General features: G+C 63.1%; 12 protein-coding genes and 4 pseudogenes. 14 read left to right on the top strand and 2 right to left on the bottom strand.

Features of this window, described 5'->3' with window-relative positions; all coding sequences use genetic code 11:
• Positions 1-130: 130 nt before the first annotated feature.
• From B0G57_RS27535 to B0G57_RS27515, 5 genes and pseudogenes are all read left to right on the top strand, one after another.
• Positions 131-1,093 (top strand): annotated as a pseudogene (locus tag B0G57_RS27535) (aldehyde dehydrogenase family protein); the annotation flags it as partial.
• A gap of 147 nt (positions 1,094-1,240) precedes the next feature.
• The gene (locus tag B0G57_RS27530; RefSeq protein ID WP_018442088.1) at positions 1,241-2,167 is read left to right on the top strand and encodes a LysR family transcriptional regulator; all 927 of its coding nucleotides are present in this window, start codon (positions 1,241-1,243) and stop codon (positions 2,165-2,167) included.
• A 146-nt stretch (positions 2,168-2,313) separates the two neighbouring features.
• Positions 2,314-3,522 (top strand): YbfB/YjiJ family MFS transporter, encoded by a 1,209-nt coding sequence (locus tag B0G57_RS27525; RefSeq protein ID WP_018442087.1) that lies wholly within the window; start codon positions 2,314-2,316, stop codon positions 3,520-3,522.
• The gene (locus tag B0G57_RS27520; RefSeq protein WP_018442086.1) at positions 3,519-4,799 is read left to right on the top strand and encodes an MFS transporter; all 1,281 of its coding nucleotides are present in this window, start codon (positions 3,519-3,521) and stop codon (positions 4,797-4,799) included. The genes B0G57_RS27525 and B0G57_RS27520 overlap by 4 nt, the downstream gene beginning before the upstream one ends.
• A 177-nt stretch (positions 4,800-4,976) precedes the next feature.
• Positions 4,977-5,937 (top strand): annotated as a pseudogene (locus B0G57_RS27515) (LysR substrate-binding domain-containing protein).
• Between the two features lie 85 nt (positions 5,938-6,022).
• On the opposite strand, the gene B0G57_RS27510 reads toward B0G57_RS27515, so the two are convergent.
• Complete coding sequence (locus tag B0G57_RS27510; RefSeq protein WP_018442085.1) at positions 6,023-6,943, bottom strand: LysR family transcriptional regulator; 921 nt, start codon at positions 6,941-6,943, stop codon at positions 6,023-6,025.
• 142 nt (positions 6,944-7,085) lie between these two features.
• Between B0G57_RS27510 and B0G57_RS27505 the strand changes: the two genes are divergently transcribed.
• From B0G57_RS27505 to B0G57_RS27480, 5 genes and pseudogenes are all read left to right on the top strand, one after another.
• Positions 7,086-8,315 (top strand): MFS transporter, encoded by a 1,230-nt coding sequence (locus B0G57_RS27505; RefSeq protein ID WP_020566348.1) that lies wholly within the window; start codon positions 7,086-7,088, stop codon positions 8,313-8,315.
• 62 nt (positions 8,316-8,377) lie between these two features.
• Complete coding sequence (locus B0G57_RS27500; protein ID WP_018442083.1) at positions 8,378-8,578, top strand: hypothetical protein; 201 nt, start codon at positions 8,378-8,380, stop codon at positions 8,576-8,578.
• 294 nt (positions 8,579-8,872) lie between these two features.
• Positions 8,873-9,349 (top strand): annotated as a pseudogene (locus tag B0G57_RS27495) (thiamine pyrophosphate-binding protein); the annotation flags it as partial.
• A 413-nt stretch (positions 9,350-9,762) separates the two neighbouring features.
• Positions 9,763-10,845: a type IV toxin-antitoxin system AbiEi family antitoxin gene (locus B0G57_RS27485; protein ID WP_018442080.1), complete on the top strand. Its 1,083-nt coding sequence runs from the start codon at positions 9,763-9,765 to the stop codon at positions 10,843-10,845.
• Positions 10,842-11,522: a nucleotidyl transferase AbiEii/AbiGii toxin family protein gene (locus B0G57_RS27480; RefSeq protein ID WP_223258768.1), complete on the top strand. Its 681-nt coding sequence runs from the start codon at positions 10,842-10,844 to the stop codon at positions 11,520-11,522. Before B0G57_RS27485 ends, B0G57_RS27480 begins: the two co-directional genes overlap by 4 nt.
• 301 nt (positions 11,523-11,823) lie before the next feature.
• Here the strand turns inward: B0G57_RS27480 and B0G57_RS31965 are convergent.
• A pseudogene (locus tag B0G57_RS31965) lies at positions 11,824-11,968 on the bottom strand (VOC family protein); the annotation flags it as partial.
• Between the two features lie 234 nt (positions 11,969-12,202).
• On the opposite strand from B0G57_RS31965, the gene B0G57_RS27475 reads away from it, so the two are divergent.
• The 4 genes from B0G57_RS27475 (at position 12,203) to B0G57_RS32205 (ending at position 14,307) form a co-directional block, all read left to right on the top strand.
• Complete coding sequence (locus B0G57_RS27475) at positions 12,203-12,733, top strand: hypothetical protein (RefSeq protein ID WP_018442078.1); 531 nt, start codon at positions 12,203-12,205, stop codon at positions 12,731-12,733.
• A 95-nt stretch (positions 12,734-12,828) separates the two neighbouring features.
• On the top strand, positions 12,829-13,446 hold the full coding sequence (locus B0G57_RS27470) for a type IV toxin-antitoxin system AbiEi family antitoxin domain-containing protein (RefSeq protein WP_018442077.1): 618 nt from the start codon (positions 12,829-12,831) through the stop codon (positions 13,444-13,446).
• A complete protein-coding gene (locus B0G57_RS32210) occupies positions 13,439-14,002 on the top strand; it encodes a nucleotidyl transferase AbiEii/AbiGii toxin family protein (RefSeq protein WP_262984506.1) in 564 nt (187 codons plus the stop codon). The genes B0G57_RS27470 and B0G57_RS32210 overlap by 8 nt, the downstream gene beginning before the upstream one ends.
• A gap of 17 nt (positions 14,003-14,019) precedes the next feature.
• Complete coding sequence (locus B0G57_RS32205; RefSeq protein WP_317615756.1) at positions 14,020-14,307, top strand: nucleotidyl transferase AbiEii/AbiGii toxin family protein; 288 nt, start codon at positions 14,020-14,022, stop codon at positions 14,305-14,307.
• The last annotated feature ends 10 nt before the right edge of the window (positions 14,308-14,317 follow it).

The following is a 14,317-nucleotide window of genomic DNA, read 5'->3' as shown; positions in this document are numbered from 1 at the left end:
AGCGCCCAAATCCCCTTGAAGGAGCGACGTATGAGCGAAGCAAACCAGGGCGCGGTGCGCCAACTGAATCATTTCATCGACGGTCAAAGCGCCGCTGGAACGAGCGGGCGATTCAACGACGTGTACGTTCCGCACGCCGTCGTCGTCGATCCGGCTGGCGGAACTCTTCATCGAGGCGGGCTTCCCCAAAAGCGTTTTCAACGTGGTGAACGGCGACAAGGGAACCGTTGATGCGCTGATTCAGCATCCCGACGTGGCTGCGATGTCCGTCGTCGCCTCCACGCCGGTGGCCGAATATATCTACGCAGAGGGCGCCAAACGCGGCAAGCGCGTGCAGGCGCTGGGCAGTGCGAAGAATCATCTCGTCGTCATGCCCGACGCGAATCTCGATCAGGCCGTCGATGCGCTGATCAATTCGGCGTATGGCTCGGCGGGCGAGCGCTGCATGGCGACCTCAGTCGCGGTGGCGGTCGGCAGCATTGGCGACGAACTGATCGAGCGTCTCGCGCCGCGCGTGCGCGCGCTGCGCATCGGGGCGGGCATGGAGCCCGATCTGGACATGGGGCCGCTCATCAGCGCCGCGCATCGCAACAAGGTGCTGGGCTATATTGATGCGGGCGTCGAGGCTGGCGCGAAGCTCGTGGTGGACGGGCGTGGTCATACCGTGGCGGGGCACGAAGAGGGCTTCTTCCTCGGCGGCTCGCTCTTCGATGACGTGCAGCCGGATATGAAGATCTATCGGGAAGAGATTTTCGGGCCGGTGCTTTCGGTGGTGCGCGTGCCGGATCTCGCCAGTGCGATTGAACTCGTCAATGCACACGAACTGGGCAATTGCGTCACGCTGTTCACGGCTGATGGCGCGGCAGCACGTACGTTTACCCGGCACATTCAAATCGGCATGGTGGGCATCAACGTGCCGAGTCCAGTGCCGTCGGCGTGGCATTCGTTCGGGGGCTGGAAGCGTTCGCTGTTCGGCGATCATCATGCATATGGCGAGGAAGCTGTACGCTTCTACACGCGCTACAAGAGCGTGACGCAGCGCTGGCCCGGCAGCATCGAGGGCGCGGAATTGGCCGTGTCCGCGTCGAAATAAGCTAAGCGCGGCGTGAATTCGCCGTGCGCTCGAAGATAGCCGGCGCCGGTATGGCCGGCTATCAGCGCGCCGCCATGGCGCAGGCAATAAACCGCTAATATCGACGCGGGATTCACAGAGCGAAGCGACCGCACGCCAGAACGCGCAATGGACCGAATCGACGCCATGAAGGTTTTCGTCGCCACGCTAGACGAGGGAAGTCTCGCGGGCGCCGGCCGGCGGCTCGGCCGCTCGCCCGCTGCGGTGAGCCGCGCCATTGCGTTCCTCGAAGAGCACACCGGCACGCCGCTTCTGTACCGCACCACGCGCACGATCCGGCTGAGCGACGCCGGCGAGCGCTATGCGCTCGCGTGCCGGCGCATTCTTGCCGATCTCGAAGAAGCCGATCTGCTCGCGGCCGACGAACGCTCCGCGCCGCACGGGCTGCTGGGAGTGACGGCGGCGGTGGCCGTGGGCGAAGAGGTGCTGCGCCCGATGATCGAGGCGTTCATCGACCGTCACCCCGAGGTGTCGATCCGCCTGCACCTGCTCGACCGGCCCGTGAGCTTGATCGACGAGGGCATCGACGTGGCGTTGCGCATTGCGCATCTGCAGGACTCCACGCTCGTCGCCATTCCGGTAGGCGAGGTGCGGCGCGTGGTGGTGGCTTCGCCCGGCTATCTCGGCACGCATCCGACCATCGCGGCGCCCGCCGATCTCGCGAGCCACGCGATCATTTCGATGACGCATTTCGGGCTCGACTCGTGGAGCTTCCCGGCGGCGCGCCAGACTGCGCTGCCTCAGGTCGTGCAGTTCTCGCCGCGCTTCATCGTGAATACGATACGCGCGGCGCGGGCTTCGGCCGTGGCGGGGCATGGCGTCACGCGGCTCTTTTCCTATCACGTGGCCGAAGAGGTCGAGGCGGGCCGGCTCAAGATCGTGCTGCGCGACAGCGAGCATGCGCCGCTGCCCGTGAACCTCGTCACGCCGCACGGGCGCCTTTCGGTGCCGAAGGTGCGCAGTTTCGTCGATTTCGCCGCACCACGCCTGCGTGAGTACTTCGAGCAGGCCCAGCGCATTACTGAGGCCGGTTGAGCGGCATTCGCCTGAGCGACATTCACCCATTCGTTCGCGACATGGAAGAATGACTTCCGTACCGCAATCATTCTCTCGATGCGCGATCTAACCTAGACTGACTTCCATCTTCAGGGCGCTTCATTGCTCGCTTGCCGGGAGTCACCATGCATCAAGCCGTCTCGAATCCGTCCGCGCCCGCGGCCTTCAACGTCTGGCGGGGCACGCTCGCGGGGGCCAGCGCAAGCCTGATCGGCATTGGCCTCGCGCGGTTCGCCTACACGCCGCTGTTGCCCGCCATCATCGGCGCGCACTGGTTCCCAGCCTCGACCGCTGCCTACCTCGGCGCCGCCAACCTGGGCGGCTATCTGGCCGGTGCGCTGTTCGCGGGCGCGATGGCCCGTGCCGCGAAGCCCGCCACCGTACTGCGCGCGATGATGCTGCTCGCGACACTCGCCTTCGTTGCCTGCGCGATGCCCGTTTCGTTCCTGTGGTTCTTCGTCTGGCGCTTCGCCTCGGGCCTCTCGGGCGGCGCGCTGATGGTGCTCGCGGCGCCCACGATCCTCGCGCACGTGCCCGCGGCGCGCCGGGGCTTCGCGAGCGGAGGCATCTTCACGGGCATCGGACTCGGCATTGCCGCCTCGGGCACGATCGTGCCGATCCTGCTGCGTCAGGGCCTGACGGCCACCTGGCTCGGACTCGCCGTCGTCTCGCTGCTCCTCACGGCCGTAGCGTGGAACGGCTGGCCCGGGCACGGCGCGCCCGCGCACGCTCAGGCGCCTTCGCGCTTCGAACATGCCAAGGCGTATCCCCGCGCGAAGCTGCGCGCGCTCTTCGCGGAATATGGGCTGAACGCCGTGGGGCTCGTGCCGCACATGATCTTTCTCGTCGACTACGTGGCGCGCGGGCTCGGCCGCGGCGTGGAGGCGGGCGCCGAATTCTGGGTGCTGTATGGCATCGGCGCGATCGTCGGCCCGCTCGTAGCGGGGCATCTCGCTGATCGCGCGGGCTTCGGCCGGGCGTTGCGGGTCGCGTATCTGGTGCAAGCGGCGGCGGTCGCCATTCCGGCCGCCGGGTTCTTCGGCACGCCGGGCCTCCTGGTGTCGGCGGTGCTGGTGGGCGCATTCACGCCCGGCATCGTGCCGCTCGTGCTCGGCCGCGTGAACGAGTTACTCGCGCACCATCCGTCCGCCGTGAAAGACGCGTGGAGTCGGGCCACGACGAGCTTCGCCGTGATGCAGGCGGTTGCGGCCTACGGCCTGTCGTTCGTGTTCTCGTCCAGCGGCGGCAATTACCTCGTGCTGTTCGCGATCGGCGCCGCGGCGCTCGTGCTAGCGCTCTCTGTCGATCTCTTCTCCGCGTTGAGGGCCAAGTGAATACCACCGTATCTTCCCCGGCGGCTGCGCTGCGGCAGACCAGGCCGCAGCCGCGCGGCTACGCCGAGCGCAACGTCCAGTACTGGCGGCGCAATCTCGTCGTGTGCGTAATCGGCTCATTCACGACGCTCGTGAGCCTCAGCATGCTGCTGCCATTCCTGCCTCTCTATGTGCGGCAGCTCGGCGCGACCTCGCAGTCCGCCGTGATCCAGTGGTCGGGCGTGGCATTCGGCGCGACCTTCCTCGGCACGGCGCTCACCGCGCCGCTCTGGGGGCGCCTTGCGGACCGTTATGGGCGCAAGTCCATGCTCGTGCGCGCGGCCATCGGCATGGCCGTGGTGATGTCGTTGATCGGCGTGGCGCACAATGTGTACGAGCTCGTCGTGCTGCGTCTGATCGCCGGCCTCGTGGGTGGCTACGCGTCGGCCTCCACCGTGATGGTCGGCACTCAGGCGCCGCGCGAGCGAGCGGGCTGGGCGCTCGGCATTCTTTCAACGGGCGCGCTCGCGGGCAATCTCGTCGGGCCGCTCGTGGGCGGCGTGCTGCCCGGCTGGATCGGCATTCGCGGCACTTTTTTCGCGGGCGGCGCGATGATCGCCGTGGCGGCGCTGTTGACCATCTTCGTGGTGAAGGAAGAGTTTCATCCGGAAAGCGACGCGAAACCGCACCCACGCAACGCCGCGGCCGGTTCGGGCAGTGGCGCGCGCCGGCCCGACTATGCGGTGGTGGCCGCGCTGCTCGTTACCGCGATGATGGTGCTGCTCGCCAACATGTCGATCGAGCCCGTCATCACGGTTTATATCGGCAGTCTGGGCGTGGGCGCGGCACATCTCGCGCGCGTGGCGGGCGTGGTCATGGCATGCTCGGCGCTTGGCAGCATGCTCACGGCGGCGCGCCTGGGCGCACTGGCCGACCGCTTCGGGAGCTGGCGCGTGATCGTCGCTTGCCTCGTGCTCACGGGGCTCGCGATGGTGCCGCAAGCGTTCGTCACGCACTGGTGGCAGCTTGCTGGCTTGCGCGTGGTGATGGGCATGACGCTCGCGGGGCTCTTGCCTTCCATCGGCAAGCTCGCGCGGCAGTCGGTAGACGAAAGCAAAACGGGCCGCATGCTCGGTTATCTGCAGTCGGCGCAATTCAGCGGCCAGGTGGTGGGCCCGTTGATCGGCGGCGTGATCGGCGTTCACTTCGGCCTGCACGCCGTGTTCTTCGCGACCGGCGCGCTGCTGGTCGCATGCGGTGGACTCGCGCACTGGGCGCAGCGCCGCGCGCACGCTTGAGATTGTAGTTGCCGAGCGGTTGCGCGCAGCGGGCAGGGCGAGACCGAGATCGGCAAGTTTTTGTTCGACCGACACGATGTTTTCCTCCAATCGTAATGAGCATTCGCCTCATGTTGGAACCGTCAAAACAGAGCGAAAACAACAAGAGCGAACAGAAGCAAGCAGGAGAAAGCGGGCATGCAACGCAAATTCGATGATCTGCAGCTGGGCAGCATTGAGCTGTTCTGCCAGGCGGCGGAGCTTGGCAGCTTCACGCTGGCGGCCAATGCGGCGAGCGTCACGCCCGCCGCGGTGAGCCGCTCCGTGGCGCGGCTCGAAGAGCGGCTCGGCGTGCGCCTGTTCGTGCGTACGACGCGCCAGATCCGCCTGACGGATGCGGGGCGGCGCTACTTCGAGCAGTGCCGCCAAGCGCTCTCGCAGCTCGTGGACGCCGAGCGCGAAGTCACGGGCGGGCAGACCACGCCGGCTGGCGTGCTGCGCATCAGCATGCCCACGCCCTACGGACACTATCGCGTGCTGCCGCTCTTGCCGGCATTTCGCGAGCGCTATCCGGAGGTGCGGGTCGACACGCATTTGAGCAACCGCAACATCGACTTTGCCGACGAAGGCTTTGACTTGGCGATTCGCGGGCGCGCGCCCGCCGATTCCAACCTGGTCGCGCGCAAGCTGGAAGACGCGGAGATGGTGGTGGTGGCCGCGCCCGGTTATCTGAAGCGCGCGGGCGTGCCCAGGACCGTGGCGGATCTGCAGTCGCTCGGAATGCATACAGTTCGAACTGCCAAGTAGTGGACGTCACCTTGCGTGGACCTTCGCGGGCAATGCCAGTGAAGATGGCGATGTAATCACGAGCGGAAGTTACAGCACTTCGGGCGACGCGCTCGCCGGCGTGACGCTCGCGCGCGCGGGGGCGGGGCTCTTCCAGACGTATCGCTTCGTGGTGGCGGACGATCTGCGCGAAGGCAGGCTCGTGGAGGTGCTGCGCGAGGAGGGGGGGCGTACCCGGCCGTTTATCCTGCTGTATCCGCATGCACGTTATTTGACATCGCGCGTACGGGCGTTCGTGGATTTTCTGGTGGAGCAGCTGGCGGCACCTGCGGTTGCGCCGCGCGCGAAACCACCTCGGATGAACAACAGTTGATACTCGCGCTCAATAACGCGGGGAATTCAAACGGCGGACAGGCGCGCCTTGAAGCGCAGCGCCTTTGCGTGCGCGGCTCAAGCCGTCACGCGGTGACGGCGTTGACGAGTTCGCCCGCGGTGCGCTCGCGCAGGCGCGGCGATGCGAAGTCGAGGAACGCGCGCAGCTTCAGCGGCAGGGGCGCTTGCCCCGCGTGCACGAGATTGACGGGCAGCGGCGCCGCTTCAAACGCGTCGAGCACGACGCGCAACTCGTTGGCGCGAACGGCGCGTGCGACCTGGTAGGACAGCACGCGTATCAGCCCGACGCCGAGGATCGCGGCTTCGATAGCGGCGTCCGCGGTATTCACGGCAAGCCGCGAATGAACGGGCACGGACTGCTCCGATTTGCCCGAGCTAAAAGACCACGCGCGCAGCGACGCGAGCGCCTCGAAGGTAATGCATTGATGGCTGGCGAGGTCCGCGGGTTCGGCCGGCACGCCGTGTTTCGCGAGATAGGCGGGGCTGGCGCAAATGACCCGGCGCACCGTGCCCACTCGCGTCGCGATCAACGTGCTGTCGGGCAGCTCGCCAATGCGGACCGCGACGTCCGCGTGCTCATCCATCAGATGAACGACGCGATCGGTCAGCAGGAGGTTGATGTCGATCTCCGGATAGTGCGCGAGGAATTCCGCCACCACCGGCACCACGTGCAAGCGGCCAAACGCAATGGGCGCGGTGACCACGAGTTCGCCTTTGGGCGCGGCGTATTCCCCCGTTGCAGCGCGCTCGGCTTCACCGATGTCTTCGAGAATGCGCCGGCACGCGGCCACGTATGCGGCGCCGGCTTCCGTCAATGAAAGCTTGCGCGTCGTGCGGTGAAAGAGGCGCGTCTTGAGGTGCGCTTCCAGCTCTCCAACCTTGCGACTGACAGTGGCGAGCGGCATGTCGAGATGCCGCGCCGCAGCCGAGAGACTGCCCGCATCGGCGACCGAAACGAGGATGGCCATGGCTTCGAGGCGATTCATGGACCCTATCAAATAGTGGAAGGATGAATCTTGATCGTGAGGGATTCTCTTCGTAAGTGCAAGCGCGTAACGTTCGACCTCAATCTGGATCGTGGCACATCGCGGTAACGACCGGAGAAATTCAACGAATACGGAGGTTGTCGTGAGCGGCTTACCCAGCGCCCGAGAAAGTGCAGCTACGCCCGCCGTCGCATCGCGCGGCAAGATCGTCATGATGGCAATCATCGCAGGCGCAGTGATCACAAACATTTATTGCACCCAACCGATCCTGCCACTTATCGCAGCGGGTCTGCGGGTCGACATCACGGCCGTCGATGTCGTCGCTGGCGCCGCGTTGCTCGGCTTCTCGACCGGCCTCGCGCTGCTATTGCCGCTTGGCGATCGCTTCGACCGGCGCAAGCTCGTTCTCACGCAAATCGCACTCGCGCTGGCTTTTGCGGCGACGGCGGCGGTTGCGCCCGGCATCTGGGCACTGATCGCGGCTTCGTTTGCGGTCGGCATCGTGAGTTGCGTGCCACAGCAACTCGTGCCCTTCGCCGCCGTCATGTCGTTGCCGAGCGAGCGGGGCCGGAATGTCGGCACCGTCGTGAGCGGCATCATGGTCGGCATCCTGGTCGGACGCACGATCGCAGGCGTAATCGGCGCGGCGTGGGGGTGGCGCGCGGTGTACGGCGCGGAAGCCGCGTTCATGGTGCCAGTCTTCATCGCTGCCGCTGCGCTGCTGCCGAAGGGCGTGCCTTCGACGAATCTTTCGTATGGGCGTCTGCTCGCTTCGCTGTGGCCGCTCGTTCGCGACAATCGTCCGATTCGCGAATCGATGATCATCCAGGCGTTGCTGTGGGCCTGTTTCAACGCCTTCTGGGTCAATCTTGCCGCGCTGCTCAAGAGCGGACCGTGGCATCTCGGCAGCGCCTGGGCGGGCGGCTTCGGCATCATCGGCGCGGCCGGTGCATTCGCCGCATCGCTGGGTGGCAATGCCACCGACCGCGTCGGCTTTCGCAAGGTCATCGGCGCCAGTATCGGCATCGCGACGCTTGCCTACGTGCTTCTCTCCGGCGCGGCAACCTCGCTCACGCTGCTGATCGTGGGCGTGATCGTGCTCGATATCGGCGTGCAGTCTGGTCTCGTTTCCAACCAGACTCGCGCATTCTCGGTCGATCCGAAAGCGCAAGGCCGAATCAACAGCCTTTATATGACGGCAACCTTTTTCGGCGGCGCAATCGGCGCGACCGTCAGCGGCTGGCTCATGAGCCGCTTTGGCTGGTCGGGCATCGTCGCCTTCGGTGTCGCACTTGGCATCGTGGCTGCCGCCATCCACTGGATCGGCGCGCCTCGCGAGTCCGCGGGCCGGATCCCATCAAACGCAGATTGACTCAAGGCATCGAGCAAATCCTATAGTTACCTGAACCAGTTATCGAGACAGCGAGGTGAGAAATGAAGTTCGCGATGAAAACTGAAATCCGCACGGACGATCTCGCGACGATCGTGCATGCGATGAAGTCCGTAGACGCCGACGCGAAGGTCGATGTGGATATTGGCGCGCAAACCGTGAGCGTCGATTCATGGTTGATGCCCGAAGAGTTTCTCGTTGCTTTCTACGACGAGGACATGGACGTGGGCATTGCCGAATGGTAGGAACGGTCAGCCGTCAGCCGCGGTGGCCCGGATGCGATGCATCCTGGCCCATAAACAACCTTATTGCTGACGCGCGCCGCTTCAATCGTTGTCAGAATCCTTGGAACCCTTTCTCACGGTATTTCCAGGCGCACGTCAAAGCGTGCCGGGTGGACTGTGCTTCATGCGGAGAACCCGCTAAAGCTGTCGCCCACGAGCTGGTAGGGGACATACGCTGTTCTTGAGTCGGAAGGGAAATGATCCGTTGTGTTTGGCCGCTGATCGCATCAGCGCCCGTTTCCGTGCGAGCCAGGTATGACCCAGAACCCGAAATCTGCTCGAGAAAGCTCCCAGAAAGCGCCGCTTTCCGGCGAACCGATGTCGGGCGCCGACATCATCTTGCGCGTACTTAGTGAACAGGGTGTCAATACCGCGTTCGGCTATAGCGGCGGCGCGATCCTGCCGACCTACGACGCGGTGTTTCGTTTCAACGAACTGCACGCCGACGAGCCCCAGCGTCAGATCAACCTCGTCGTACCCGCCAACGAACAGACCGCGGGTTTCATGGCCGCGGGGTACGCACGCGCGAGCGGAAAGGTCGGCGTGTTCATGGTGACGTCGGGTCCCGGCGCGACCAATGCGGTGACGCCCGTCGCCGACTGCAATGGCGATTCGGTCCCGGTGGTCCTCATCTGCGGGCAGGTGCCGCGTGCCGCGATCGGCAGCGACGCCTTCCAGGAAGCGCCCGTGTTCAACATCATGTCGGCGTGCGCCAAGCAGGTGTTTCTGGTGCGTGGTATCGCCACTGGGTCGAGTTGGGTTTCGCTTCACTCGAAGCCAAGTTATCTAAAGATTCGCGCACTGGCGCGTTCTGCTATGGCGACAGTCCAACATTAGCCGATCTCTGCCTGGTACCACAGGTGTATAACGCCCAACGATTCGAAACAGATCTGACTCCCTATCCGACCATAGCGCGAATCAACGCAAATGCGTCGCGAGTAAAGGCGTTTGTGGATGCGGCGCCGGAGCGGCAGCCTGACGCTGCCTGATCGCCCGCGATCCAGGCGCGACTTGGTCGCTAGAGGCGGGGCGTTCGTTCAGGATCCCATGTCGTTCGAAAAATGTGAACAAGAGAAAAAGTTGAACGAGCTGCGCTTTATGTTCATAATATTCGGGTGTTCAATGGCTATGAACAAACGAGATTTATGAACAACGGCAACCAGTACGATCTCGCGAGCTTCGACAGGCCAACGGAAGCGCTGCTCAGACGGCTCGTCAATGCGGCCACCGGACGTCTCGGCGTCCCCCTGCGTGTCATCGACTTCCGCCCGCGTCGCCGAAGCGCTGCGTCGGCTAGTGAAGCGAAGGTCACCCTGGAGGTGAACGGTACCACCCAGCCATACGTGCTCGCGTCCCGCAATCGGATAAGATCGCGGGAGGACGTGAGAGCCGTCGTTGCGAAAAGCGCCACCGCGGATTTTCCGATCCTTTTGGCCACTACCTATCTGACACCTGCGTTAGCGGATGAGTGTGTCGAACAAGGCCTACAGTTCATCGACCTCGCCGGTAATCTGTATGTGCATGCGCCTGGCCAGTACATTCTCGTGACAGGCAGGTCCGCGAATCAGGACATCCGGCGTCTCGCCTCGAGATCAGGAAGGCCCGCCATCTCCGCGAGTGCCTCTGCGCTCAGGATGATTTTTGTGTTGTTATCCGCTCCCGAACTGGTCAACCGTCCGTACCGAGAAATCGCGTCGTCGGCGGGTGTGGCACTTGGTACTGTTGGCAGCGTATTCGACGACCTACGTGAACGTGGTCTGCTGGCGGGCACGGATGACCGGCGATTGCTCGATCCTGCCGCCCTGAGGGACGAGTGGGCTATCAACTATTCGCTTCGCCTGCTGCCCAAGCTCAACGTACAACGGTTTGCGGTGGGCGATCCATCGTGGTGGCAGCAAGCGGAACTTCCTGCGGGGCAAGCATGGTGGAGCGGGGAAGTGGCTGCTGCAAAACTGACTGGACAGCTTCGGCCGGGCTCACAAACACTCTATGTCGAACCCGCGGCAAGACCGGCCGTAACGATGGCGCTGGCGAAGCACCACCGCTTGCGTGCTGATTCCGCTGGCACGCTGGAAATCATCGATGCCTTCTGGCATCTCGACGACACACGGACGGAACAGCTGACGGCGCCACCTTTGCTCGTGTATGCAGATCTTCAGCGTACGAGGGAACCTCGCAACGCGGAGGCGGCGGCGTTGATTCGCGACCAATTGGAGCAGGCCGAATGACGGCGATACATCTAAAGAGGCCGCTGCCGGAAGGAAAGCAGGCTGTGCTGATCATTATGGATCGCGTGGCCCGGCTGACGAACCTGCGGTACTTCGTTGTCGGTGCGACAGCGCGCGATATTTTGATGTACCACCTTCATGGCTTCCCTCTTAACCGCGCCAGTCCCGACATCGATTTCGCCATGGCCATCGAGAGCTGGCCGGCGTTCGAAGCGCTCAGAACTGCGCTTCTTCATGAGCCGACCTTCCATGCGGACGCGAAGATTGCGCATCGACTTCACTATTCGCCAGCGATTGGAGAGGGCTTTCCGGTGGATCTGGTTCCGTTCGGCGGTGTCGAGATTTCTCCCTCGCAGGTGGCATGGCCGCCGGATATGGCCGTCGTGATGAATGTGGCGGGCTACGCCGAAGCGCTGGATAGTGCGGTGACTGTACGCATCGGAGATCATTGCGATATCCCCGTTGCGTCGATACCGGGTCTCGTGATGACGAAATTGATCGCGTGGCTGGACCGCGGACAGTCCAACCCGAAAGACGCGGTGGATTTCCGGTATCTGCTAGAAAACTATGCTGCTGCGGGCAACGTCGACAGCTTTATGGAGAAGAGTTGCCGTTGCTGGCGGCGTGCGATTATGTATTCGAGCGCGCCGGCCCGAGATTGCTCGGACTCGATATAGCATCTATCGCTTCTGCGGAAAGCAAGCAACAGATCGTCCGCATCCTGGCCGATCCCGAACTGCATGATCGGCTGGTAATGCATATGCTCCGAGGCGAGTCTCGCTCCGATGATCCGGTAGGTGCGATTGAGAACCTGCTGGCTGAATTCAGGATCGGGCTGATAGATTGGCCCGGGCCATGATTTCCCTACTTGCGGGAGAACCATTGTATCGGGCCGGACATGCTGTTCCCGGTGTACCGTATCAATGGAGAAAGGCAGGCTCGCCGTCCCAAACATGACTTTGGGCTGGGTTGTGAGCGTCAGCCGCGCCGAGCCGCTTCAATCGCAGCTATGTCGATCTTGCACATGTCCATCATGGATTCGAACGCGCGCTTGGCCGCCGCTCGATCAGGATCGGGCGATCGTGGTCATCAGGGCGCGTGGAGTGATCTGCCACGGGACGCCTCTTTGACGTTTGGCACCGGGAAGACGAGATCCATCTCAGCGACGGCAACGCAAGGCAGAAGCGGCAGACCAGGATGTGACGCTCGGAATGCGTCGTGAGTGGGCGGTAGAAGTCCTAGAAATGTCGGGAAATGCGCTGGCCTTCACGATGCGAGGATACATTGGTTGAGTGTCCCGCAGTCACCATCGGTGATCCGCGGCTCCTTCTGAAGCAAACAATTCCCGTCGATCGCTATGAAGCACGCAGATTTCTTTATTGGCCTCGAATTTCTTGGCCTGGCCGGATTCCGTTGGCGCTGTACCGATGTAGGCGCGCGCACGATCGTGGCTGTCCGGCTTGACCACAACGATCCGAATTGGTACCGAGGGCCCCCGTACGTTGCCAAGGAAGTGGTGTTCGACGAGCACGAGATCGAGCGCTGCCACCTCACAGAGGAAGATGCCATTCTCGCGGCGATCGAGGAGGTCGATACATCGGGACATCCGGGCTATCCGGGCGATGTCGTCAACCACATGATGAAGGCTCGCTTCGAGGAGGCTAGCGCGCGCTATCCGCACGAGGGTGTGCTGCGCTTTGATCGCTGCGCGCATGACGGGGAGATCTTCCATCCGTACGCCGGTCGCAAGGACGGCGCGCAGTGGATCGTGCAACTCTATCTGCCGTTTCGGCAGTCGTTTCTCGAAATGCCCGAGCGCGAATTCATCATGTTGCCGATTGCCACTGCTGCCGACGTGCGAGCGCGTGCCGACCAATCTGCCGAGTGATGTTGCAGTTTGCCTACGATGCACCGACCGGCGCGTCATTACTGTAGGATACAAATCCTAGAACGATAGTTGCTGCTATCCGAGACTTTGTATCAATGCCAGTGCCCCGGACACAACGCGAGATCGCACGCGCCTTGCTGGAGGCGCAGGGGATCGTGCGTCTTTCTGAATTTCGGGATGCCGGTATAACTGCAGCGACAGTGAGCCGCATGGAGAGAGCCGGGGAAGCGCTCCGCCTTGATCGCGGACTTTATCAGCTGCCGGACGCTGCGCTCGATGCAAATCATACGTTGGCGGAGGTCGCGAAGCGGCTACCAAAAGGGGTGGTTTGCCTGGTGTCTGCGCTTGCATATCACGGGCTCACCGACCGTCTTCCGAGCAAGGTATGGATGGCGATCGGTGTGAAAGACTGGGCGCCCACGGCTGGGGACACGCCTCTGCGCATCGTGCGCTTCACTGAAAGCCTTCTTACTCAGGGGGTGGAGATCCACGTAGTCGAAGGCGTCCCCGTTAAGGTATTCGGCGTTGCCAAGACCATCGCGGACTGCTTCCGACACCGGAACAAAATCGGCATTCCGGTGGCGATCGAAGGGCTGCAGGAGGCACTTCATCAACGCAAGGCAACTCCCGGTGCAATCGCTCGCGAGGCGGAGCGTGGGGGCGTCGCTACGGTGATTCGGCCATATCTGGAGGCACTGACCGCCAATGGCTAAGGAGCTCAGGAATATTGCGGCGTCGGTCCGCGCGAGATTGCTGCAGCTTTCGAAGGCGAACGGCCAGAGCTTCGATCTGGTGCTCACGCGTTTCGCTCTGGAACGCCTTCTGTTTCGGCTAAGTCGATCCCGCCACGCTGACCGTTTCGTGCTGAAGGGGGGCATGCTATTGATGAGCTGGTTCGATGATCCCTACCGTGGGACGCGTGACCTCGACCTGCTGGGTTTTGGCGATTCGAATCCAGGGCAGATGGTTGACACCTTTCGCGAGATTCTGTGCCAAGCTGTCGATGACGGCGTTGCCTTTGACGTCGACGCACTTCGCGTCGATCGTATCCGCGAAGAGACAGAGTATGGCGGCATTAGATTGAGAACGGCGGCATCGATCGGCGGTGCTCGGATCGCGGTGACCATCGACGTTGGATTTGGCGATGCGTTGGAGCCGGGCACGGAGATGCTGGATTATCCGTCACTGCTGGATTTTCCGATGCCACGTCTGCGCGCCTCTGCGCGGGAAACGGTTATCGCCGAGAAGTTTCAGGCGATGGTGGCGTAGGGCACGCGAACAGTCGGCTGAAGGATTTCTATGACCTCTGGATTCTCAGCCGATCATTCGGATTTGAAGGAGACCGATTGGCGCGGGCGATCGCTGCGACTTTCGCACGTCGTGGCACACCGGTTCCTATCGAGCTGCCAGATGCCCTCACGCACGCATTCGCTGACGATGAGAAAAGGCAAAGTCAATGGAACGCATTTATCGGTGACGTCGCTTTCAACCCCGGTGACCTTGCTGGTGTGATCCGGGATATCGGGGCATTGTTGATGCCCCACGCCATTCTGGCGTCGAAGTTGGGTGGATAGAGGCGCTTCA

Source organism: Trinickia symbiotica, assembly GCF_002934455.1.
Lineage (GTDB): Bacteria > Pseudomonadota > Gammaproteobacteria > Burkholderiales > Burkholderiaceae > Trinickia > Trinickia symbiotica.
Note: the sequence above shows the minus strand (reverse complement) of the source record. Positions and strands in the feature narration are given on the sequence as shown.

Bases quoted from the DNA above. Each gene is read 5' to 3' on its own strand.
- B0G57_RS27530 (WP_018442088.1), top strand. From the start codon at position 1,241: ATGGACCGAATCGACGCCATGAAGGTTTTCGTCGCCACGCTAGACGAG.
- B0G57_RS27525 (WP_018442087.1), top strand. From the start codon at position 2,314: ATGCATCAAGCCGTCTCGAATCCGTCCGCGCCCGCGGCCTTCAACGTC.
- B0G57_RS27510 (WP_018442085.1), bottom strand. From the start codon at position 6,943: ATGAATCGCCTCGAAGCCATGGCCATCCTCGTTTCGGTCGCCGATGCG.
- B0G57_RS27500 (WP_018442083.1), top strand. From the start codon at position 8,378: ATGAAGTTCGCGATGAAAACTGAAATCCGCACGGACGATCTCGCGACG.
- B0G57_RS27485 (WP_018442080.1), top strand. From the start codon at position 9,763: ATGAACAACGGCAACCAGTACGATCTCGCGAGCTTCGACAGGCCAACG.
- B0G57_RS27480 (WP_223258768.1), top strand. From the start codon at position 10,842: ATGACGGCGATACATCTAAAGAGGCCGCTGCCGGAAGGAAAGCAGGCT.
- B0G57_RS27475 (WP_018442078.1), top strand. From the start codon at position 12,203: ATGAAGCACGCAGATTTCTTTATTGGCCTCGAATTTCTTGGCCTGGCC.
- B0G57_RS27470 (WP_018442077.1), top strand. From the start codon at position 12,829: ATGCCAGTGCCCCGGACACAACGCGAGATCGCACGCGCCTTGCTGGAG.
- B0G57_RS32210 (WP_262984506.1), top strand. From the start codon at position 13,439: ATGGCTAAGGAGCTCAGGAATATTGCGGCGTCGGTCCGCGCGAGATTG.